We start from the raw sequence: 21,830 nt of genomic DNA on the forward strand, positions 1-21,830 counted from the left end.
CAAATTCGCAAACAACGGCTCGCCTGAGTAATACGCAGGGCCAGATACATTCACTCCCAACGAAAACGATGGCGTGGTCCGCCTGGATGCCGCCATCTTATCGTTCGGCGACGACGGTCTACACCCAATCAGGATCAGCGCGCCGTAGATCGGCAGCATCGCCCAGTAACGGATACGCCGGTCGATCCGGCTAACCATCTTTGGTCCTCTCGCCAGCCTCGCCAGTTCGTCAAGCGACAGGAAAAGCCAGATGCGCCAACATTGTAATGAGACAGCCTGTGCCTACTCCCGCAACGGCAAGGATCAGGATCAATCCTTCCCAACGCAGATCTAGCAATGCGTGCCGACGCAGAGTGAACCAACCAAACAATTGCGCAACCAACTCAACCGTTCCGACAGCCCAGACGATTCCGATGGGACCCAATGCAAACCAGCCAACAGCGCCCCCGACGAGCAGATAGGTCAGCCGCACGACATTAGTGAAGAAAGTGAAACGGGCGTGACCCAATGCTATCATCACTTCATTTGCCATGCAGGTGCCCATGGTGAAGAAGGAAGAGATCGCCAGTATCTGCAAAAATGCACCTGCGCCAAGGTAGCGAGGATCATAGAGCACAGCAATCAAGGTCGGACCGAAGCCGATTAAACCCCCTGCCGCGAAGGCGTAGCACAAAGCCGGAGCAAGGCGATGATGGTAGAATTGATATGCCATTGTCTCAGGCGCCTCGCGGCGCACCTCCGCCAGCAACGGATAGGTCACTTTAGAGGCGTAAGCGCCGATGAGCGAGGCTGGCACGGCCGCCAAACCTGCCGCGATGACATACAGGCCTAGCGTATGGAGCGGGAGTGCCCGGGTCAGAATGAGCTTGTCGCCTTGCGTGATGATGAGCGTCAAGATCGTTGATCCGGTAATAAAGCGTGAGAAGCGCCACAATTCCGCAGCCCGCTCCCTGGAAAATCGCCACCGCTGATAAGAATCTTCATAAAATATATAGCTGAAGACTACACCTAAGGCTTGTCCAACCAAATTGGCTAGGATCATGGCCCAGTAGGATCGCAGCCAGACCGCTAATGTGATCGACATAACGAGGCCGATAATCTGGCTGCCCACATCGATCGCAGTCAATCTACGCAACCGACGACTGCGCAGCGCAACAAAAGGTGCCAGCGAGCCAAGCCCGTCAAGTACTGACGTAAGACCGGCCACTGCAATGACTAGATACAGCTCGGGGCGCCCCATGAGATTGGAGAACGGGATCGACAAGGCTGCGGTTGCAACCGACAGCATGACGCCGCGAATCAAGCGCAAGGTCCACACCTCGTCACGAAACTCGCGTTCGGCCGACTGTTCGTGACGAACGATAAAGGCGCTTATTCCGATATCCGACACGAGTCCGATTGTTACTAGAACCGAAGTTATGACTGCCATCACGGCGAATGCCTCGGCGGTCAGCAACCGGGTTAGTGTCATCGAACTCACGATCCGCAGCAGGTTCTGCACGATCATCGCCCAGATGACGAGGCTGGTGTCAGCAAAAAGGCCGCGTTTGACCTTCTGCCATGACGGGCCGGTCAAGGAGAGTAGCATGACGACTTGCGAAATTCAGGATGCCGAACGAGCAGCAGCGCTATGATAAGCGTGCTGCCAGCGGTTCAGTAGGTCTCGCCAGCGGAAGCCCATCGCGATGGCACGTGCGTGAGCGCTCGCCGCCATAGCGTCCGCGGCCTCACCATCACAGGCCAGTCGGTTCATCGCGGTCGCAAGATCGTCTATCACCGCATCTACCCCCGCTGGCGCGATCATGATGGCTTCGTTAGAACTCAGAAGCATCTGCGGCCCCGCCCAGTTGACGCACACTACCGGCAGCCCCAATGCCATCGCTTCCTGAAACGCGATTCCGTTCGCCTCTGCAAGTGCTGGCAGCACCAACCCCCGGTAATTCGCCAGCCGATCGTAAAGTGCAGACCCCGCCGGCAACCATCCGACGAACCGCACACGATGGCCCAACCCGAGTTGCGCAACCAAGGCTTCCAGCCCTGCCCGCTCCTCGCCATCTCCGATGACGTCGAGCGTCGTTTCCGGATCGGCCGCTGCGACAGCGCGGATTGCGAGGTCGCAAGCCTTGTAACCGACGAGCCGTCCAAGATGGACGAAGCGGTGGTTGATGCCGGTATGCATGATACGTGGACGATCGATCAGCGCATCGGGAATACCGCAGTCCAGCGTTGGGACCATCTGCTCGCGCGTGCAGCCACCCAGTTCGAGCGCTCTCACAGTACGATCGCCACCAGCAACCAGCAAGACGGCGTCGCGCTTGCCGCGGAACAGCCGGCCGAGAACTGCCTGAAGCGGCGCCAGGATGCGCTGTCCGATTATCTTTCCGCGCGGCTCGCGATCGCGAAAAGCGGGCGGATGAGCTACGTTGCCGTTCAACGGTCCGATCACGACAGCGCTTCCCCGCATCCGGAAATACGGCAGTACCGGAGAGATCGGCGAGGTGAAATGCACCACCCAGGGATCGAATTCCGCTGCGACCTTCGTTGCCAGGCGATGCAGCTGCCAGGCATTCAGGACTGCCAGCAACGGAGATAGCCGCAGTCGGTTCAACGCCACTTGAACCGGACCATCCGCCAAATAGTCGATTGCGAGTTCGGGATGATCGCGCCGCATCTCGTCGTATACCCGGGCGTGCGTCACCTGCCGCACATCATGCCCCATGGCCCGCAGTTCGAGATGGATCTGCATGGCCTTAAGCCCCTCCCCACCCATGCGGCGCGAGATGTTGGGCGCGACCAGCAGGATCCGACGCGGCTGGCCGGCGCTTCCGCCGAGCTCATCCGCGCTCATCGACTACCCGACACCGCATGGAGGATCGGCTTTCCGCACCTGATACGGCGGCACAGATCAATTGTAGTAGTCCGCGTAACCGCTGCTCTTGCCATAGCCATAGCCGTAATCGCCGCCGGCAAAGCCCCTCACATAATTGTTCAGCACGGTGCCGAAGCAGGTCACCGACTTCATCAGGCGCATCGAGTCGCGGACCTGCTTGGCCGTGGTCACGCCGTCTTCCACGACGAGGATATAGCCGTCGATCAGCTCGCCGACGATCATCGCGTCGTCGTTGGCGAACACCGGCGGCAGGTCGAGCAGCACCACCGCCTGGCCGGGGAGCGCGCGCGCGGCCACGATCAGCTCTTGGAAGCGGGCGCTCGCGAGCAGTTCGGAGGACATCACCCGGCGCACGGCGCACGGATAGATGGTCAACTGCTGTCCCTCGACACCCCAGGCCAGATCGGCCAGATCGTCGGTCCTGCCGGCAAGATATTCGGTCAGGCCGGTCTGGACCGGGATGTTGTAGCGTTCGGCCACCGATCCGCGACGCAGGTCGAGGTCCATCAGCACCGTCTGCATCTCGGGCAGCCGGGCGAGCGACGCCGCAAGATTGCACGCCACGAAAGTCTTGCCGACCTTCGGCGTCGCGGACGTGATGCCGATCACCCGCACGCCGTTACCCATCAGGCGCACGATTTGGGTGCGCAGCAGGTTGAAAGAGCGCGACCGCTCATCGCGGCTGCGAAAGCCCACGATCGCTTCGCCGAGCGCGTCGGTCGCGATGAAGTGGCGTGGGGTCGTGCTGATCGTCATCTCACTGTTCCGGTCAACCGTCTGATAGCTCATCGACGTTCAGCTTCCTGTCTTAACCCGTGGTCGCCGCCACGTCCGCAGTCTTGCGACGGAACGGCCATTTGAACCACTTGCGCTCCTTTACCTGCGTCTTCGTTGACGACAGCTTAGGAACGATCACCAGCGGCGGCTCCCCGGTCAGTGCCTGAAGCGGCCCCACCCCGCGGATCGGCCGGGCGATCAGTTCAAGGAGCAGCACGATCGCCAGGCCAAGGCCGCCGCCCGCCACCAGGCCGCCAGCGATCAGCAGCGGCCGATTGGGGGAGTTCGGCTTATCCGGCGCAACCGGCGGATCGATCACGGTCAGGCGCTCGCCGCGCTGCTGTTCGCTGATCCGCGCCGAACCCTTTGCGCCGATCAGGTTGGTCTGGATCGTCTGGTAATTGATCCGCAGACCATCCGCCTTCGCCTGAAGCTGGGCGATCTGCTCCTGCACCGCCGGCCCCTTGGCTTGCGCGGCGACGACGGCACTGGCGCGCGCCTGCTCGTTATTCTGTGCCGCTTCCAGGTTGGCGATCGCCGAAGCGTTGGACGCCATCTGGCTGCGGATCGTCGAGCCCGCGTTGAACCGGGTCTGGTTCTGCTGCGCGAACTTGCGCGCCTCGACCAGCCGTTGCTGCGCAGCCTGAACGTCGGGATGGCTGTCCGAATAGACCGCGCGCATGGCGGCCAGCGCGCCCTCGGCATTGACAACGGCGGGATCGCGATCGGTTGCGGTCGACTGCTGGTTCAGCGCCTGCTGCAACTGTGCGTTCTCACGCTTCAGCGCTGCGATCTGCGCCTGATAATTGCCGCCGCCGCCGCTGCCCAGCATCATCATGCTGCTGCTCGACAGCGTCATGCCGTTCGCCAGCTTGATGGACTCTATCTGCCGCTCGATCGCGTTGATCTGCCCGGTCAGGTTGTTCGCCTGCTCCTGCAGGAACTCGACGGTGCCAGTGGCCTGTTCGGCCGTCTGCGTCGCGTCCAGCTTCACCAGTCGCTCGACGAAGTCCTGCGCGACAACCTGCGCCTTCTGTGCCTCGGGGTAATCAAACGTCAGCGAGAAGGCGATCGTGTTCGATCCATTCCCGCCGCCGATGTCCGCCGATACGGGCGAAATGCTCGTCGCGCCGCGCATCTTGTCCAGCACCTCGGACAGCGGCTTTTTCTGCCGCTCCTCGGCGTAGAGGTTGTTGCTCTCGATCAGCTCGATCAGGTCGGGGCGGCTCAGGATCTGCTGACGGATCTTGGCGATGCGCCGGTCAATCATGCTGTTCTGCGGCTGGCCCGCGACCAGCTCGGTCGGCAGCTGCGGCGATTCGACCAGCAGCGTCGCGCTCGACCGATAGCTGGGCGGCATCAGGAGCGCCGCGGCGCCGCCCAGTGCCGTTCCCACCACCAGTGGGGTCACGATCCACCATTTCCGCGCCCACAGGATCGAGGGCAGATAGGCGATCAGGCCACCGCCCTCGCCCTCATTCTCCATGTCCTGCGCGTAACCGTCACTCATCGGGACTGCCCCAGAAAGACCGAGATACCAAGGCGACCGGTGATATCGCCGGGAATGTCGGCGCCAATACCACTGGCGGTCCGATAACTGACCGACGCCACCGCCGAAAACATCCGCCCCAGGCGCCGCTGCAGCGACACGTCACCCGTGAAGTAGTCCTGGGCGCCCAGACCAAGGACCGGCACCTGCGCCTGATCGCTCTGGATGGCGCCAACGCGAACGTAGTTGCCCGATGCCGACGCACTCGTATTGGGACTGATCGTATAGGTCGCGTTCGCTCCCAGGGTGGTCTGAACCCGCACGCCCCCGAGACCGGTGGCACTCGGCACGCGGGACACGATCGCGCACCCCCGCAGCCGCTCGCCGTTTCGGCAGAGCGTACCGTCGAAGGCCACGGACACGAAAGTGCCGCCCTCATCATGGGTGATGCCCGCACCGACGGCGACGTTCAGCGTCGTCAATTCCGACAGCGTACGGCTGTAGGTTACGCGCGGCGTATAGATCTGCGTTTGGGTGCCGCTGTCGTAATCGACATAGGTTCCGCTCAGCTGGAATCCGACTGACGACAGCTCGGTCAGCGAGCGGTTGTAGCCCAGATTGCCACCATAGCTGCGGAAGTTGGACGCGAAGAGGCTCAACCCCTCGCCATTGCCGTTGCGACCCGGATAGGTGGCGCGTTGGACGTTCACCCCGGCGTTCCACGTCGAGAGCGGCCCCGGCGCGTAGCTTCCGGTCAGCCCGGCGCTCAGCGTGTTGCGCCGCTGACGCAGACCGATCAGCCCGACGTCCCCGTTCACGATCGGCAGCCCAGGCGTCGTGAGCACCGGGTTCGTCACGATGGGGGTCGAAACCACGGGCGCCGTGCCCACGTCCACGCCCGTGCCGGTCGTGGATCCACCCGTCACTGGCGAGGTCAGGATTGGGTTGAGCGGCGTGGCGAAGCCGTTCTGCGCGCCCAGTACCTGACTGTCATAGGACGCCGATATGCCAAGGGTCGTGCGCGCATTGGGGCGCGTCGTCCCCGACACGGAGCCACCATAACCACTGTTCGACCCGTAGCGGGTCAGATAGTCCGCACGATTGTAATTGGCGGTGATAAGCGCGGTGTCGGCACCGTCGATCAGCTGCAGGCTCGGCTGCACGTTCAGCTGGACCGAGGCGGAATCCTCGCCATCGACCGTCAGGAACGGGTTGGTCGAATAGGCTCCCCCGACCGACGCCGTCAGCGACGGAATGGTCGTGACCTGCCCAGACGCGCCGGCCAGCGGCACGATCGCAGCGGCACTGCCCAGCAGCGCGAGGAATGGACGACGGCCCCGCATCACGGCACCACCACGGTGTCGCCGCTCTGCAGCTCGGGGATGCCGGCCAGATCGCGCGCGCTGGGATCGCCCTTGATCGCGTCGGACAGGCGGACCCTGATCGGGGTGACGCCGCTGCCGGTCTTGCGGAGAATGACGATGTCGTTGGTCTTGGCGAAGTCGGTCGGGCCACCGGCGATGAAGACCGCCTCGAGCACGTTGATGTAGCGCCCCGGCGTCAGCGTGCCGGGCGAGCGCACCTTGCCGATCACCGACACCTGGAAGCCAGAGGGCGAGCGGATCGATACCGTCACCTGCGGCACCTGGTCGCGGAACTGGCTGGCGAGCCCGCGCGAGATCGCCGCCTCCAGCTCCGACGGCAGCTTGCCGGCGGCCTCGATGCGGCCGGCGAGCGGGAACGAGAAGCTGCCGTCCGGCAATACACGCAGCGTCCGCTGCAACCGCTCTTCGCCCCAGACATAGACTTCGATCTCGTCGCCGGGGTTGACGCGATAGGGTGGCAGCGGAGCGGAGCGCCCGACCGGCGCAGCCTGGGCCGCGCCCTGCGCGAGTACGGGGGTGCCGGAGAACACCGATGCCGTCACGCCGGCCAGCGCCAGCGCTCGCACCAAGACCATCTTCATCTTCACAAATCCCCCAGCAGCGCTGTGTACCGGGCTTGCCTTAATCGCAGAACCTTGAAAAAGCCATACTGACCGACCCGTCGGCGGCAGTGATCGCCTCGCCTTCACTCCCATCTGCAACGGGTCTTTTCGGGTCTTGTCGAGAAACGGATCGGTACGCTTGGGGATCACCTGCTTGACGAGGAATGCCAGACCCGCGCGCGACCGGCAGCGGCTGCGCGCGGGCACCGCCGCGGTGCTGTTGATGATCGCGCCGGTCCTTGCCGGATGCAAATCAGCGGCCGAACGCGCGGCAGAGGCGTCGGCGAAGGCGCAGCAGCTCGCCTCGGCCGGCCTGTACGGAGCGGCCCAGGCGGAGTTCGACATCGCCGTTCAGGCGCGCGACGATCTGCCCGACCTCTGGATCCTGCGCGCGCGCAACCAGATCGCCATGCAGGATTATGCCGGCGCCTTTGCTTCGTACCGCAACGCGCTGGATCAGGACCGCACCAACCGCGAGGCACTCGACGCGCTGTCGCAGCTGGCACTCGCATCGAATCGGATCGACGACGCGCGCGACTATGCCGAACAGATCCTGGCGCTGGCGCCGGAAGACCCAATGGCGCAGCTGGTCCTGGCCACCGTCGCGTTCCGCACCGGCCGCTACGACACCGCCGCACAGAGCGTCGCCAAGCTGCTGGCCCAGACACCGGACAACGAACGCGCGCTGGTCCTGTCCAGTCGGCTCGAGCAGCGCCGCGACCGTTTCGCCCAGGCGATCGCCCTGCTTGAGCCGATCTTCAAGGCCGGCGGCGGGAGTGACGAGCTGCGCCAGCAGCTGACCCAGCTCTATGCCCAGCAGGCCGACGGCCCCGGCCTGCTGAGCATCGCGCGCCGCGACGCGGCCGACCGGGCACAGGACGCGGTCGCGCAGCGCAGCTTCGGCAAGCAGCTGGCGCTGTCCGGTGACCTGAACGAGGCGGCCGTCGCGTTTGATGCCGCCCACAAGATCGCGCCGGGCGATGCCAGCCGTGCCAAGACCGTCCAGGCGCTCGCCGACGTCGACGTCGATCCTGCCGCGATCGCCGCAGCGGTCGACACGCTGTCGGCACCGCAGCCGGACTTCGTGGTCGCCTTGGCGGAATATGCGATCGCACGCGGCAGCTACCCCGTGGCGGCGTCGCTGCTGTCCGCACATCCGAGCGCGGATGGCGCGACGGCGATCGATCGCGACGGCGTCCTCGCCTTTCTGGCGGCAGTCGGCGGACAGGGGGATGACGCACGCCGACGCGCAGACGCCGTATTGGCGGAGGATAGCGGCGAACCTTACGCGCTGATGGCCCGCTCCCTGGCCGAGATGGCGGCCGGCAATGGCGACGCCGCCCTGCGCGACGCACGCGGCGTGGTCGGCGACAATCAGGGGTTCGCACCCGGCTATGCGGTGCTCGCCCGAATCCTGACCGCACGCGGCGACAAGCTGCTGGCGGAGAAGGCGTATTTCGACGCGGTCAACGCGGATGACGACGATCCGATCGCGCTGCGCCAGCTGGTCACGCTGCTGCTGGCGCGCGATCGGGGGATCGACGCGCAGAACTATCTCCGATCCTACACGATGCACCATCCCGATTCGCTGTTCGGATGGTCGCTCCGCCGCGCCGTGTGCCAGCGGATCGGCGATTCAGCCTGCGCCAAGCGCGCCACGACGCTGATCGCTCGCCTGCACGGCGCCAAGCTGGCCGTGCCCCCCGTTCCCGATGACGAGCGGAGCGGCGAGCGCGACTATCGCGACGATTACGCGAGTGACGGGTCGTGACGGCCGAGCGCATCCGCTACCTCGACGTCGATTTCGACCTGCTGGAGCAGGATGAGGTACTCGCGCTGCTGGGCGCGCGGGATCCGGCGGCCCCGTTCGGCTACTGGGTCACCCCCAATGTCGATCACGTCGTTCGCCTGCACCAGGACCGGTCCGACGATCGCGAGGCGGTGTGGGATTCCTATCGCCACGCGACGTTGAGCAGCTGCGACAGCCGTATCCTGGCGGTGATCGCCCGTCGCTATGGCAAGTACCTGCCAGTGGCGCCGGGCAGCGACATGACGCAGCTGGTGCTCGACCGGCTATGCCGGCCGGGCGACCGGATCGCGATCGTCGGCGGCACGGCGACGACTGCGGCAAGCCTTGCCGGCCGTTATCCGCAGCTCGACATCGTGCAGCACCAGCCGCCCATGGGAATGCGCCGCAATCCCGCCGCGATGGACGCCGCCGCCGCCTTCGTCGCGCAGGCGCGGGCGCGGTTCACCTTCCTTGCGGTCGGCTCGCCGCAGCAGGAGCTGCTGGCGCGGCATGTCCTGCGGCGCGGCGACGCAGTGGGCATGGGCCTGTGCATCGGCGCCGCGATCGAGTTCGTCGTGGGCGAGAGCCGGCGTGCGCCCCGAGTGGTGCAGCGCATGCACCTGGAATGGGCGTTTCGACTGATGGCGGATCCGGTCCGCCTGTGGAAACGCTATCTTGTCACCGGGCCGCGCATCTTCGCGCTGGCGCGGGCGGAAGGACGGCGCGACCCGCCCGGTACCTGATCGGCACCGGATGGGCGCACCCGGTCGATCAGCTCTTCGCCTTGCCTGCCGCTGCCGCATCGGCCTTGGGCGCGAAGCCCGGCTGGTAGTCGATCTTCGCCGCGTCGCGCGCCTGCTTGATCTGCTTCTGCGCGATATCGGTGACCGCATTCTTGCGGATCAGCTCGGACGCGATCTGGCGGGCCTGGTCGCCCGCGATCGGTGCATCCTGCTTGCCGCCGACGACGCTGACGACGACGTTACCGCCGGTGGCGATCACGAACGGCTCGCCGGCCGGCAGCGAGGTGACCTGCTTCAGCAGTTCGGGCGGGGTTGCGACGGAGTCGAGCTTGCCCTGCTGGCGCTGGAACTGGATGTTCATGGTCTGCAGCCGCTTGGCCACCGCATCCAGGCTGTGATCGGCCTCGAACGCCTTCAGACGGTTGCGGTCCTGCGGCATCGGGAAAATGATCTGGTCGAGCGCGTAGATCGCACGGCCACCGAACATCTGCGGGTTCTGCGCGATGAAGCGGTCGATCTCAGCCGCGCCGGGCGTCGACACGTTTTTGGTGACCTGTTGGCCCAGCATCTCGATCAGCACCTGATCGTCCATGCGGCGCTCGCGCTGCAGGAAGTCGGGATCCTTGTCGATCCCGCGCTCGCGCGCCTGCTGCACCAGCAGCTTGCGGTTGATGAGGTTCTGGAGCGCTTGGGCGCGGACAACGTCCTTGTCGGCGCCCTGCGGGGCGTTCTTCAGCTCGCCGTTCAGCTCGGACAGCGAGATCTCCTCACCATTGACCACCGCCACGACCTGGCCGGTGGCCGAGCGCTTGCAGCCGGCGACGGCGATTGCCGTTGCCATCAGCAGGATCGTTAATGATTTTGATCGCATAACTGTCTTTCACTCCTAACCAACGTCGATTACCGGGAGCAGGGCCGATGATATGCAGGGCCCTGCGACGAAACTTTGCGGCAGCTTTAAAGGAAACGCGTGATGGAGACTATCTACGATTGGATCACGGTGGCCTTCTTCGCGGGATTGGTCGTACTGCTGCTCCAGCGGTCGGTCGGGCCGGAGGAGAAGCAGGATTCGATGCTTCACTATATCGTTCCGGCCGGTGGCTGCGCCGTGACCAACTATCTGGGCAACAATGGTTACGATATCTTCGCTGTGCTCGTATTTGTCGGGATCATCGCCTACACCGTCTATTTTCTGAAGCCGTTCGCGCGCGCCTGACCGTCGACGGGCGGCGCAGCGCCGCCCGATCGCTTCAGTGCGGACCGATCAACATGGTCCGCCCGGCGCGCCCCGCCGTCGCGACCATGTCGCGCACGAAGTCGGACAATATGTTCAATCCCTGCTCGCGGTCGTTGCCGATCACCGACACGCGTGCCAGCAGCCCGTCGGGGATGAAGCCCTGCAGATTGGCCTTCGCCATCTCCAGCCGCTGGTCGAACCAGCGGATCGGCATCGAGCCGCCGACGCGCGTCCAGTAGAGAATATACTCGCGCCGCGCACCGCGATCGGCGGTCAGGAAACGGCAGGGAATGACAAAATCGTCGTTGATCCGAACCTCGGCAGCGACGTTTTCCAGGATGGAGAAGCCGGCCGCCGGATAGCAGACCTCGGGCCGATGGACCTGCAACCGCCCCTCCTGCACGCTGCTATAGGCCAGCACCATCATGACCGGCCCTACCTCGCCACCGCTCACCGCCTTGCTGTAGTTGCGGGTGAGCAGCTGCTCGTAGAGCGTGCGCGACAGCTGGTCCTCGGGCGGCAGGACCAGCCCGGATTCGGACAGGTAGCGCCACGGCCCCAGCTTGTGCGGGAACAGCCGGTCGAAGCTGGCGTCGGTCAGCCGCGGCACGCTGCGCCGCGGAACGTACAGTTCGGACAGCGCAACCGTGCCGGCCACGGTCAGCCCGATCAGCAGCTTGCGCCGCGACAGCGGATCAGAGCCGCGCTCCGTGCCGGTCGGCACGCCGGTGCCGAGATCCGCACCCGGGGTGATGCCCGTCGCGCTCATGCCGTCATCCATCCCATGCGTTGGCCGATCACCGTGAAGATCTTGTCGATCAGGAAGATCGTCAGCACCGCGGCGACGAACATGAACAGGCCCGCCGCCTCGTGCAGGAAGCCCTGCGCCACCGCTTCACCGGCATAATAGGTAAGCAGCACCAGGATCAGCACCCGCAGGAAGTTGGCGAAGACCGCGATCGGAAAGATCAGCGCGACCAGCAGCAGCGTGTACCGCCAGCTCGCATTGTGACGCAGATAGACATAGAAACTGCCGATCGCCGTCAGGCTGATGAGCGAGTTGAGCCCCGCACAGGCCGCCGCGATCAGCAGCTCGAACTGGCCGATATAGATGCTGACGCCCGATGTCGCGACCGGGTAGCCGAGCGCGCCGAGCAGCCCTACCACCGTCTTGGAGATGTACAGCTTCACCGGCTGCGTCGCGATGTCGACCAGGGTGTCGGGGATCGGGATCAGGAACAGCGAGTAGAGGATCGGGAACCACAGCACCGCCAGCACCCGCTTGCCGCCGACCGCATAGAGCACCGCGACCAGCGACAGATAGGCGGCAAGCCCACGCACCTCGAGCAGGCCGGTGATCCGCGCCGCAGCGTAGAGGATCAATCCGGGCGCCAGCGCAACGACGGCGCGCCAGGCCGGCGGCGCCTGCATCGCGGCGGCGGCCTGCTTGGCGCTCAGCGCGAATAGCCAGATGGCGGTGGCGAACACGATCGGCGCATGCGCGGCCTGATCCGTGCCCCAGCCGCGCGCCGCCAGATCGATCAGGGTCGGCGCCGCCAATGCGGCGATGCCCAGCCAGAAGATCGGCGCCCTGCGGAACGCCGCCCAGGCGCTCTCGGCGGTGACCAGCCAAGGGTTGCGCGGGGACGTCCCCTCTGCCGCGGCGGTGCCATTCGGGGCCGGACCGTTCGCCGGTGACGCCGGCCAGTCTGGTTCAGGCGTCGAGTTGGAAGATGACACGCTTAGATCCATGATGGCGGCACGCCTAGCTTCCAAAGGTTAAGGGGCCACAAAGGTCGTCGTCGACCACCAGCACCTTGCGGACCGCGACGGTCCTGCCGGGTCGGCCATCCTCTCGACGCTGTCGTCCTACCGGTCATCCCCAGTTTTGGCAATGTCGCCACTCGGCAGCGATGCAACTTCCGTGGCCATTACGCGTTGCGGGCGCCCGCCGACAATGTCACAGGCGAACGCAGGGAGGCATTCACCATGCGACAGGAGATGCGGTTCACCCGCGACCGCCGGGCCAGGGTCGCGATCGCGTGAGCGAGCGGACACCGGCTGCACGCGCCCGGCGTCGGCGGCGCATCGGCGGGGCGCTGGCTGCCTGGGGCATCCTGGCCAGCCTGTTCCTCCTCTGGCAGACCCTCACCTATCGCGGGCTGATGGCGCTGGCCGCGGAGTGGCAGTTCAACACCTTCGGCCGCTACTATCCGTCGCTGACCTATGTGCTGCTCGCTGTCGTGATCGCGTCGCCGGTGCTGTGGCTGTTGCGGCGCGATCCGCGCGAGGACGAGGATCTCCCCGATCTTCCGGGCCTGTTCTTCATCCGCAGCATCCTGGGCGTCGGGGTCGGTTGCCTGCTGGTGTGCCTGGTCGTGCTGATCGCGATGACCAGTCTGCCCGGCGACACTGGCCCGGTCGAGCGGATCGTGCTGGGCTCGCCGACCGCCGCCCGCGTGCCGCGAACCGGCCCGACCATCCTTGTCGGCAGCGTGGTGCGCGACCGCACCGCCGGGCTGAACCAGGAGCTGCTGGTCGCGCGCCGGACGATGCGGTTCGCGCCGATGCTGACGCCGGGCGCCGCGCCGCAATCGGTCCGCTTCTTCGTCGAGATCGGCCCCAACGAGGAGGCCGCGACGCTGCGGCCCGATGGCCTGCGCGAGGGTATCCTGCGCCAGGGCGGCCTGCCGGGGGAGCTGGAGAAGCTGTTCGGTTACGCAGGCTATGACCTGACCACGCCCTATTACACGCTGTTCGCCACGCGAGCCGGACTGCAATGGCCGTACCGCGTCGCCGCGATCCAGCTGGCGATCGTCGGGCTGGTCTGCCTTATCGCGGCCGGTCTGCTTCACCTGCGCCGCGAACGGCTGCGGCGGCGCCTGCGCGAAGCACGGTAAACGCTCTCTAAACCGTCTGAGACCGGGTGTTTATTTACTTTCGACCGGCATTTTCCCGGTCATGCTCTCGTCCATGTCCTACAAGTCGCTGTCGATCGCGGTCGCTGCACTGGGCTTCACCAACATCGCGCCGCCCGATGGCGGCGCGCGTGGACCCGCGAGCCAGCTGGCGGTGGTGCGCCCGGTCGCCGCGCCGGTCGACCTCGCCGCATCGGGCCGCTCGCTGACGCTGACCAAGGCGTCGGACGGGCTGTTCTACGTAACCGCGGCGGTCAACGACGTGCCGGTGCGTTTCGTCGTCGACACCGGCGCGAACGTGGTCGTCCTCACCCGCCGCGACGCGCAGGCGGTCGGCGTCACCACGACGCGCGGCACCGGGCAGACGCTGCGCACCGCTGGCGGGCGACAGGCGATGCGCTGGACCAGCATCGAGCGGCTGAAGATCGCCGGCCACACCGTCGACAATACCGACGCAGTGGTGGTCGCCGACAACGGCCCGCCCCACTCGCTGCTGGGCCAGTCAGCGCTGGCCCGCTTCCGCTCGGTCACGCTGCGCGGCGACCGGCTGGACCTGCAGCTCTAGGCGGCGGGCAGCTCTAGGCGGCGAGCGGAAACCGGAGCAGCCGGTCCTCGACCGGAACCCAGGCCTGCCCCGTCCCACCCATCGCCCGCACGATCGCCGGGTGATGCGCGTCGAGCCCGCCGGTCAGTGCCCCGAACGCCGGCAGGATGATCTTCGTCGCACCGCCGACGAAGCAGCGCCGCGCGACCTGCCGCCCACGCACCCGGACGCGCAGCTTGGGATGGAAATGGCCCGACAATTCGGGGCGCGGCTCGGCCGGATCGGCTTCGTGGCGGAACACGATGCCCTCCACCTCCGCCTCGTCGGCGACCTCGCCGCCGCAGCGGTCGAGGATCGCGCGATCATGGTTGCCGGTGATCCAGGTCCAGCGCAGCCGCCCGGTCAGCGCCGTCAGCATCGCCTGCGCCTCGACCGGCAGGCGGTCGCACCCTTCGATGTCGTGGAACGAGTCGCCCAGGCACCAGATCTCGCGCGCCGCCGTTTGTTCCGTCACCGCGGTCAGCGCGGCGAGCGTCGCCAGCGAATCATAGGGCGGCAGCAGCTGCCCTCGCGCGGCGAACCAGCTGCCCTTTTCCAGATGCAGGTCCGCGACCAGCAACGCGGCGCGCGCGGGCCAGAACAGCGCGCCCTCCGACAGCGCCAGGAAATCATGTCCGCCGAACGAAAGGGGAACCATGGCGTCGCCATGACGCGAACCGGCTCCGGCCGCAAGCGTCGCTTTGCGATAGGCGGACGAGACGAATCCTGCCAACGGTGAACCGAACGCCATCGCAAGGACCGCCGACATGCCCCTGACCCTGTTGATCGCCGCCACGCTGGCCCAGGCCGCCGCCCCCGCTGCCCGCCTGACGCCGGAACAGGCCGACGCGCGCTGCGTCGTGATCCTGGGCTTCATCAACCAGCAGCCGAACCAGACCCCCCAGCGCATCGAGGCGGTGCGGACCGGTACCGCCTATTACATGGGCAAGCTGCGCGGCCGTAACCCGCGCATCGCGCTGGCGCCGACGCTCGATGCGGCGGCACAGCTGGCCCAGGCGCAGAAGGTGAATGTCGGGACCGAGAGCCAGCGCTGCGGCCAGGAACTGACCGACATCGCCGCGTCGCAGAAGCCCGCCGCCCCTACCCCGCGTAAGCCCTGACCAGATCGAACAGATAGTCGCGCGATTCGTAGAGCGACTTCACCCGCACCCGCTCGTTCAGGCCGTGCGCGCCGCTGCCGTCGCGGTCGACGAACAGCCCGGGCAAGCCATAGACCGGGATGCCGATCGCCTGAAGGAAGATGCCGTCGGTGGCGCCGGTCGACATGAACGGCGCCATCGGGATACCGGGGAAATGCTTCGCCGCGATCTTCCGCGCGGGCTCCATGATCTTCGGGTCCAGCTTGGGCGGAATCGCCGTCGGGCGCACGGGCTGGTTGGCGGTGACGACGACCTTGTCGCCGGCGAGCGTCTTCAGCTGGCCAAGTGTGCCCTCGACGGTCTCGCCGGGAAAGATGCGGCAATTGACGTTGGCGGTGGCGCGCTGGGGCAACGCGTTCTCGGCATGGCCTGCCTGCACCAGCGTCGCGACGCAGGTGGTACGCAGCGTCGAGTTGAACGCCTTGTCGCCGCTGACGATCGCGTCCGCCTCCGCATCGGTCGGGTTCGCCAGCAGGCGGGTGAGCGCGCCCTTCATCGGCTCGGGACTGAGCGACGCGGCAGAGGTGAAATAGGCGCGGGTCGTGTCGGTGAAACGGACCGGGAAGCGGTACGCCTGCACCGCCTTCAGCGCATCGGCCAGTTCGTAGATCGCGTTCGCCGGCGTCGGCTGCGAGCTGTGGCCGCCGGGATTGGTGACCTGGAAGGTATAGTTCTGCGCCGCCTTCTCGCCAACCTGCATCACCAGCAGCTGGCGGTTGCCGGCATCGTCCAGCCGCCCGCCGCCGCCCTCATTCAGTGCGAACTCCGCGGCGACCAGGTCGGGGCGGGTCTTCGCCAGCCACTGCGCGCCGTTCCAGGCGAAGGTCGTCTCCTCGCCACAGGTCAGCGCCAGCTTGATCGTGCGGCGGGGCCGCGCGTTCTGCTGGCGCAGGCGGATCATCGTGTCGGCCCAGACCGCTGCCTGCGCCTTGTCGTCGATCGCGCCGCGCGCATAGTAATAGCCGCCCTCCTCGACCAGCTTGAACGGGTCCCGCGCCCAGTCCTCGCGCTTGGCCTCGACCACGTCGAGATGGGCGAGGAGCAGCATCGGCTTTGCCGCCCTGTCGCGGCCGGGCAGGATGGCGACCAGCCCACCCTCTTTCGGATGCTCCGGCACCGAGAAGGAGATCAGGTCGCTGTCGGGATAGCCGGCGGCGCGCAGCCGCGCCTTGATCTGTTCGGCGGCCTGCGTGCAGCTGCCGACCGACAGCGTCGTGTTGGTCTCGACCAGTTCCCTGTACAGGTCGAAGAAGGATTTCTGGTCGGCACGGTCCTGCGCGACCGCGGGGGTGGCCGCCATCATCAGGCCACCCGCCACCATCCATCCGATCCGCGCCATATTCCGTCCCCCGTCAAATCGCAGCGAGTAGAGCCGCTCGACGGCGCTGGCGCAAGCCGTTCAGCCGAGCCGGATCCGCCGCTCGGGCACGGTGAAGCGGATGGCGCGATTGGGAAAGTCGATCTCCACCATCCGGAACGAGCGCAACGTCTGCATGCCGAGCAGCAGCGCCGGCTTGTTCGCCAGGCCGAACCGCTCGAACGGCGCCACGTCCGCCACCGCCAGTGGTACGTTCGACAGCGCGAGCCCGCCGATCTTCAGCTGATCGACGACATAGGCGTCGGACGCGACCCTCATCCCGTCGGCGGCGAGCAGGTCCCAGCGCCCGATCGAACTCTGCCGGCCGAGCAGCTTGAGGAAGGCGGTGTTGGCGATCGTCACCGACGATCCGGTGTCGATGACGACCGCGATCCGCTTGTTGCGCCAGTGCGCGTCGGTGACGATCAGCTGGCCGAACAGCGAGCGGGCGACGACGACGATCTCGTCCGGATCGCGCGACTGGACGCGCCGCTTGCCGGCGGAGGGGGTCAGCGTCATCCGGCTGCGGTCGAAATCGATTGCGACGCGGTGCCCCTGCAACGCATCGAGCCCCAGCATCCCCTGCGCGCCCAGATCGCTTCGGGCATAGACCGGCGCCTCGATCATCGCGGGCGCCAGCCGGCTGACCTTCAGGAGCGGCACCTGCGCGGTAGCGGTTGGCGCAGTGCCCGCCATCGTCGTCACCCGCACGTCGCGGCCGGGTGCCAGCGCCAGCTCGGTCGCCAGCTCGCGCGACACCACCGTCCGCTCGGCCCCGGTGTCGATCACGAACGGCCAGTCGCCCTTGCCGGCGATCGAGACCGGCACGGTCATGCGTATCTCGGTGTCGCGCAGCTGCCATTCGTCGGTCGGCGTTGCCGCGGGTTCGGGCTGCGCCGTCACGGGCGGGAACGCGGCCGGATCCGGCCCGGCGATTGACGCGGCGATCGCCGCGATCAGGGCGAACATCCTCTCCATAATCCGGCGATGCTGCGCCCGTTGCGGACCTTTTGCAATGGGCCGCTGCGATCAGTCGAGCGCCATTGCCTCCGCGGCCAGCGCCTCGGCTTCCAGCAGCAGCGCGTCGTCGCCGCTGTTGGTCGACACCCGCTCGCGGCCGATCAGCACCAGCACCGGCACAGCCAAGGGCGACACCCGTTCCAGATCGACATGGAGCATCGTGTCCGCCGCCCGCTCCAGCAGCCCGGCGAGGCGGCCGACATCGGTCATCCGCGCCCGCGCATCGTCCCACGCAGCCTGGAGCAGCAGGTGCGACGGCTCATACTTGCGCAGCACGTCATAGATCAGGTCGGTGGAAAAGGTGACCTGCCTGCCGGTCTTGCGCTTGCCGGGATGCTGGCGCTCGACCAGCCCGCCGATCACCGCCACCTCGCGGAACGCGCGCTTCAGCAGGTGCGACTGCTGCACCCACTCGACGAACTCATGCTCCAGTATGTCGGGCGAGAACAGGCTGGCGGGATCGGTGATCTTCTCCAGCCCGAAGCAGGCGATGGCATAGTCGTTGGCGACGAAGCCGAGCGGCTTCAGCCCCTGCGTCTCCATCCGCCGAGTCAGCAGCATCCCCAGCGACTGGTGCGCGTTCCACCCCTCGAACCCATAGGCGACCAGATAATGCCGCCCCTCGCGCGGGAAGGTCTCGACCAGCAGCTGGCCGGGCGCCGGCAGGGTCGATCGGCGCGCCTGGATCTCCAGCCAGTCGCGCACGTCGTCGGGAAAGCGGTGCCACTCGGCCGGCGTCGCGAGAAAGGCGCGCACCCGGTCCGCCAGGCTGGTCGACAGCGGCATCCGGCTGCCGCCATAGGTCGGAATGCGCGCCGGGCGGCTGGTCGCGCGGACGATCAGATCCTCGATATCGATCTTCTCGACCTCCAGGCTCAGCCCGGCGAAGAAGAAGGTATCGCCGTGGCTCAGCGTCGCGGCAAACCCCTCCTCGACCTTGCCGAGATGGCGGCCGTTCTTGAAGCGCACGTTGAGCATCGTCGCCTCGACGATGATGCCGGCATTCAGCCGATGCTGCGCGACGAACTTCGGATGCGCGACCCGCCAGCTGCCGTCCGCGTCCTGCACCAGCCGCTTGAACCGGTCATAGGCGCGCAAGGAATAGCCGCCGTCGCGGATGAAGCCGAGTACCCGCTCGAACAGATCGTCGGTCAGCGCGGAATAGGGCAGTGCCGAGCGGATCTCCGTCAGCAATTCCTCCTGCCGGAACGGCGCCGCGCAGGCACAGGCCATGACGTGCTGCGCCAGCACGTCGAGCGCGCCGGGCCGGAACAGGTCGGGGTCCAGCTCGCCTGCCTCGACCGCGTCGAGCGCCGCGCGCGCCTCCAGATATTCGAACCGGTTGCCGGGGACCAGGATCGCCTTCGACGCCTCGTCCAAACGGTGATTGGCACGCCCGATCCGCTGGAGCAGGCGCGACGATCCCTTGGGCGCGCCCATCTGGACGACGCAGTCGACATCGCCCCAGTCGACACCCAGGTCCAGGCTGGCGGTGGCGACCAGCGCCCGCAGGCGCCCGGCGGCCATCGCCCCTTCCACCTTGCGCCGCGCCTCCAGCGACAGGCTGCCGTGATGGACGCCGATCGGCAGCCCCGTGTCGTTCGCCTTCCACAGGTCCTGGAAGATCAGCTCGGCAAGGCTGCGGGTGTTGCAGAAGACGATGCTGGTCCGGTGCGCGGCGATCGTCGCCATCACCTGCTCGGCGGCGTAGCGACCCGAGTGGCCGGCCCAGGGCACCCGGTCCTGCGGCAGTAATATGTCGATGACCGGATCGGCGCCCGGCTCGCCCTGCACCAGGCTGACCGAATCGATGTCGCCATCGGGCGCCAGCCAGGCGCGGTATCCGTCCGGATCGGCCACTGTCGCCGACAGCGCGACCCGCCGCATCGCCGGAGCCAGCCGCTGGAGCCGCGCCATGCACAGCGCCAGCAGGTCGCCGCGCTTGCCGGTGGCGAAGGCATGCACCTCGTCGACGACGATCGTCTTCAGCCCGGCGAAGATCAGGTCGCTGTCCGGATAGCTGAGCAGTAGCGACAGCGATTCGGGCGTGGTCAGCAGGATGTGCGGCGGCCTGACCCGCTGGCGCGCCTTGCGGTCGGACGGCGTGTCGCCGGTGCGCGTCTCGACGCGGATGTCCAGGCCCATCTCATCCACCGGCGTCACCAGGTTGCGCTGGATATCCACCGCCAGCGCCTTCAGCGGCGAGACGTAGAGCGTGTGCAGCCCCTCGCTCGGGCGCTCGATCAGGTCGACCAGCGTCGGCAGGAACCCCGCAAGCGTCTTGCCCGCACCGGTGGTCGCCACCAGCAGCGCGTGCCGCCCCGCCCGGCCCTGCGCCAGCATATCCATCTGGTGTCGACGCGGCCGCCAGCCGCGCGCAGCGAACCAGCCGGCGAGTTGAGGGGGCAGGTCGGCAGGCTTCGTCATGCCGGGCTTGCCCCGGCATCCAGGGTCACGAGCGCGGTCGTCCGCGGCTCCGAACGCCGGGACCGACCCGGCATGGCGTCATTCAGCGCCCGGCCGCGTCGTCGTCCGACCCGTTGCGATACAGGTCGCGCGTCGCCTGTTCGGTCCGGCGATCCTGCTCGGGGCTGATCCGGCGGTTCTTCGCCTTGGCCCAGGCGATCGCGCCGACCAGCACGAACGCGCCGATGAACACCACGATCAGCCACAGGCTACCATTCGCCGTACTGCTCGCGGTCTGTTCCTGAATCTCGTTCATGATCGGGCATCCTTCGTGGAATGTCGTACCGGTCAACGTATCGGGCAAGCGGTTCGATCCGGCACCCTCCTGCCGGCTCGCGCGTAGTGCCCGCATGGCAAAGCTCGGCGACTGGATCGAACCGCATCCCCACGGCATCCATGTGCGCCCCGCCGACGCCTGGGTCGACCCGTCGGAGCCGGTCGAGCGCGCGCTGGTGACCCACGGCCACGCCGATCATGCCCGCGGCGGCCATGCCCGCGTCTGGGCGACGCCGGAAACGCTGGCGATCATGGACGCCCGCTACGGCCCGCAGACCGGTGAGCCGGTCGCCTACGGCGAGACGATCCGGCTGGGCGACGTGGAGGTCGGCTTCGTTCCCGCCGGGCACGTCCTCGGATCGGCGCAGATCGTCCTCGACTATCGCGGCGAGCGGGTGGTGGTGTCGGGTGACTACAAGCGCCGGCCCGACCCGACCTGCGCCGCATTCGAGCCGGTCAAATGCGACGTGTTCGTCACCGAGGCGACCTTCGCCCTCCCCGTCTTCCGCCATCCCGACACTGGCGACGAGATCGACAAGCTGATCGCGCGCCTCCACGCCAATCCCGACCGCTGCGTGCTGGTCGGCGCCTATGCGCTCGGCAAGGCGCAGCGGGTAATCGCAGAGCTGCGCGACCGCGGGCACGAGGCGCCGATCTACATCCACGGCGCGCTCGCCCGGTTGTGCGAGCTGTACGCCGATCACGGCGTCCGGCTGGGCGAGCTGATCCCGGTCGCGGGCGTGCCTAAGGCGGCGATGGCCGGGCATGTCGTGATGTGCCCGCCCTCCGCGCTCAACGACCGCTGGTCCAGGCGGCTGCCCGACCCGATCACCGCGATGGCATCGGGCTGGATGCGGGTACGCCAGCGCGCGCGGCAGAAGAATGTCGAGCTGCCGCTGATCCTGTCCGACCATGCCGACTGGGACGAGCTGACCGACACGCTGACCGAGATTGCCCCCCGCGAGGTCTGGGTCACCCACGGCCGCGAAGAGGCGCTGGTCCACTGGTGCGAGCAGCGCCAGATCAAGGCGCGCGCGCTGGCGCTGGTCGGCTTCGAGGACGAAGACGACTGAGAGTTCGCCTGGAAATACGCTGTGGGCGCCACTCTCGGAGCCGGCCCGCCCGGAACCTGTGACCG

General features: G+C 66.9%; 22 protein-coding genes. 7 read left to right on the forward strand and 15 right to left on the reverse strand.

Features of this window, described 5'->3' with window-relative positions:
- The 7 genes from Q5H91_RS07940 to Q5H91_RS07970 form a co-directional block, all read right to left on the reverse strand.
- On the reverse strand, positions 1 to 198 hold a 198-nt coding region (locus Q5H91_RS07940; RefSeq protein WP_305172854.1), incomplete at its 3' end, for a hypothetical protein.
- Between the two features lie 31 nt (positions 199 to 229).
- Positions 230 to 1,576: an oligosaccharide flippase family protein gene (locus Q5H91_RS07945; protein WP_305172855.1), complete on the reverse strand. Its 1,347-nt coding sequence runs from the start codon at positions 1,574 to 1,576 to the stop codon at positions 230 to 232.
- A 27-nt stretch (positions 1,577 to 1,603) separates the two neighbouring features.
- On the reverse strand, positions 1,604 to 2,848 hold the full coding sequence (locus tag Q5H91_RS07950; RefSeq protein WP_305172856.1) for a glycosyltransferase family 4 protein: 1,245 nt from the start codon (positions 2,846 to 2,848) through the stop codon (positions 1,604 to 1,606).
- A gap of 57 nt (positions 2,849 to 2,905) precedes the next feature.
- Complete coding sequence (locus Q5H91_RS07955; RefSeq protein WP_305172857.1) at positions 2,906 to 3,646, reverse strand: CpsD/CapB family tyrosine-protein kinase; 741 nt, start codon at positions 3,644 to 3,646, stop codon at positions 2,906 to 2,908.
- Between the two features lie 52 nt (positions 3,647 to 3,698).
- Positions 3,699 to 5,177, reverse strand: a complete 1,479-nt coding sequence (locus Q5H91_RS07960; RefSeq protein WP_305172858.1) for a GumC family protein — start codon at positions 5,175 to 5,177, stop codon at positions 3,699 to 3,701.
- Complete coding sequence (locus Q5H91_RS07965; protein WP_305172859.1) at positions 5,174 to 6,499, reverse strand: hypothetical protein; 1,326 nt, start codon at positions 6,497 to 6,499, stop codon at positions 5,174 to 5,176. Before Q5H91_RS07965 ends, Q5H91_RS07960 begins: the two co-directional genes overlap by 4 nt.
- Positions 6,499 to 7,122, reverse strand: coding sequence for a polysaccharide biosynthesis/export family protein (locus tag Q5H91_RS07970; protein ID WP_305172860.1), 624 nt, complete (start codon positions 7,120 to 7,122; stop codon positions 6,499 to 6,501). Before Q5H91_RS07970 ends, Q5H91_RS07965 begins: the two co-directional genes overlap by 1 nt.
- A gap of 175 nt (positions 7,123 to 7,297) precedes the next feature.
- On the opposite strand from Q5H91_RS07970, the gene Q5H91_RS07975 reads away from it, so the two are divergent.
- Both Q5H91_RS07975 and Q5H91_RS07980 read left to right on the forward strand, forming a co-directional pair.
- Positions 7,298 to 8,914, forward strand: a complete 1,617-nt coding sequence (locus tag Q5H91_RS07975) for a tetratricopeptide repeat protein (RefSeq protein ID WP_305172861.1) — start codon at positions 7,298 to 7,300, stop codon at positions 8,912 to 8,914.
- On the forward strand, positions 8,911 to 9,675 hold the full coding sequence (locus tag Q5H91_RS07980) for a WecB/TagA/CpsF family glycosyltransferase (protein WP_305172862.1): 765 nt from the start codon (positions 8,911 to 8,913) through the stop codon (positions 9,673 to 9,675). Before Q5H91_RS07975 ends, Q5H91_RS07980 begins: the two co-directional genes overlap by 4 nt.
- Positions 9,676 to 9,703: 28 nt before the next feature.
- Here Q5H91_RS07980 and Q5H91_RS07985 read toward each other — a convergent pair whose 3' ends face one another.
- Positions 9,704 to 10,516: an EpsD family peptidyl-prolyl cis-trans isomerase gene (locus Q5H91_RS07985; RefSeq protein WP_370655245.1), complete on the reverse strand. Its 813-nt coding sequence runs from the start codon at positions 10,514 to 10,516 to the stop codon at positions 9,704 to 9,706.
- A 132-nt stretch (positions 10,517 to 10,648) separates the two neighbouring features.
- Here Q5H91_RS07985 and Q5H91_RS07990 point away from each other — a divergent pair, with 132 nt between their 5' ends.
- Positions 10,649 to 10,891 carry an XrtV sorting system accessory protein gene (locus Q5H91_RS07990; RefSeq protein WP_305172864.1) on the forward strand — a complete coding sequence of 81 codons (243 nt, stop codon included), beginning with the start codon at positions 10,649 to 10,651 and terminating at the stop codon, positions 10,889 to 10,891.
- A 34-nt stretch (positions 10,892 to 10,925) separates the two neighbouring features.
- On the opposite strand, the gene epsI is transcribed toward Q5H91_RS07990, so the two are convergent.
- Both epsI and xrtV read right to left on the reverse strand, forming a co-directional pair.
- Positions 10,926 to 11,681: an exosortase-associated protein EpsI, V-type gene (gene epsI / locus Q5H91_RS07995; RefSeq protein WP_305172865.1), complete on the reverse strand. Its 756-nt coding sequence runs from the start codon at positions 11,679 to 11,681 to the stop codon at positions 10,926 to 10,928.
- On the reverse strand, positions 11,678 to 12,652 hold the full coding sequence (xrtV, locus tag Q5H91_RS08000; protein WP_305172866.1) for an exosortase V: 975 nt from the start codon (positions 12,650 to 12,652) through the stop codon (positions 11,678 to 11,680). The genes epsI and xrtV overlap by 4 nt, the downstream gene beginning before the upstream one ends.
- A gap of 302 nt (positions 12,653 to 12,954) precedes the next feature.
- Here xrtV and Q5H91_RS08005 point away from each other — a divergent pair, with 302 nt between their 5' ends.
- On the forward strand, positions 12,955 to 13,812 hold the full coding sequence (locus Q5H91_RS08005) for a hypothetical protein (protein WP_305172867.1): 858 nt from the start codon (positions 12,955 to 12,957) through the stop codon (positions 13,810 to 13,812).
- 61 nt (positions 13,813 to 13,873) lie between these two features.
- On the forward strand, positions 13,874 to 14,395 hold the full coding sequence (locus tag Q5H91_RS08010) for a retropepsin-like aspartic protease family protein (protein WP_305172868.1): 522 nt from the start codon (positions 13,874 to 13,876) through the stop codon (positions 14,393 to 14,395).
- 13 nt (positions 14,396 to 14,408) lie between these two features.
- Here the strand turns inward: Q5H91_RS08010 and pdeM are convergent, their stop codons facing one another.
- Complete coding sequence (pdeM, locus tag Q5H91_RS08015; protein ID WP_305172869.1) at positions 14,409 to 15,071, reverse strand: ligase-associated DNA damage response endonuclease PdeM; 663 nt, start codon at positions 15,069 to 15,071, stop codon at positions 14,409 to 14,411.
- Positions 15,072 to 15,180: 109 nt separating this feature from the next.
- Here pdeM and Q5H91_RS08020 point away from each other — a divergent pair, with 109 nt between their 5' ends.
- Positions 15,181 to 15,534 carry a hypothetical protein gene (locus Q5H91_RS08020; RefSeq protein WP_305172870.1) on the forward strand — a complete coding sequence of 118 codons (354 nt, stop codon included), beginning with the start codon at positions 15,181 to 15,183 and terminating at the stop codon, positions 15,532 to 15,534.
- On the opposite strand, the gene Q5H91_RS08025 is transcribed toward Q5H91_RS08020, so the two are convergent.
- The 4 genes from Q5H91_RS08025 to Q5H91_RS08040 all read right to left on the reverse strand — a co-directional run bounded on the left by Q5H91_RS08025 (position 15,515) and on the right by Q5H91_RS08040 (position 20,672).
- Positions 15,515 to 16,912 carry a M20/M25/M40 family metallo-hydrolase gene (locus Q5H91_RS08025; RefSeq protein WP_305172871.1) on the reverse strand — a complete coding sequence of 466 codons (1,398 nt, stop codon included), beginning with the start codon at positions 16,910 to 16,912 and terminating at the stop codon, positions 15,515 to 15,517. The two genes, Q5H91_RS08020 and Q5H91_RS08025, sit on opposite strands and share 20 nt — an antisense overlap.
- Before the next feature lie 60 nt (positions 16,913 to 16,972).
- Positions 16,973 to 17,899, reverse strand: a complete 927-nt coding sequence (locus Q5H91_RS08030) for a retroviral-like aspartic protease family protein (RefSeq protein ID WP_305172872.1) — start codon at positions 17,897 to 17,899, stop codon at positions 16,973 to 16,975.
- 60 nt (positions 17,900 to 17,959) lie between these two features.
- Complete coding sequence (locus tag Q5H91_RS08035; protein WP_305172873.1) at positions 17,960 to 20,377, reverse strand: ligase-associated DNA damage response DEXH box helicase; 2,418 nt, start codon at positions 20,375 to 20,377, stop codon at positions 17,960 to 17,962.
- A gap of 82 nt (positions 20,378 to 20,459) precedes the next feature.
- Positions 20,460 to 20,672, reverse strand: a complete 213-nt coding sequence (locus Q5H91_RS08040) for a hypothetical protein (RefSeq protein WP_305172874.1) — start codon at positions 20,670 to 20,672, stop codon at positions 20,460 to 20,462.
- Between the two features lie 94 nt (positions 20,673 to 20,766).
- Here Q5H91_RS08040 and Q5H91_RS08045 point away from each other — a divergent pair, with 94 nt between their 5' ends.
- Positions 20,767 to 21,765 (forward strand): ligase-associated DNA damage response exonuclease, encoded by a 999-nt coding sequence (locus Q5H91_RS08045; protein WP_305173133.1) that lies wholly within the window; start codon positions 20,767 to 20,769, stop codon positions 21,763 to 21,765.
- The last annotated feature ends 65 nt before the right edge of the window (positions 21,766 to 21,830 follow it).

The sequence above is a fragment of the Sphingomonas aurea genome, from assembly GCF_030678875.1.
Taxonomy (GTDB): Bacteria; Pseudomonadota; Alphaproteobacteria; order Sphingomonadales; family Sphingomonadaceae; genus Sphingomonas; species Sphingomonas aurea.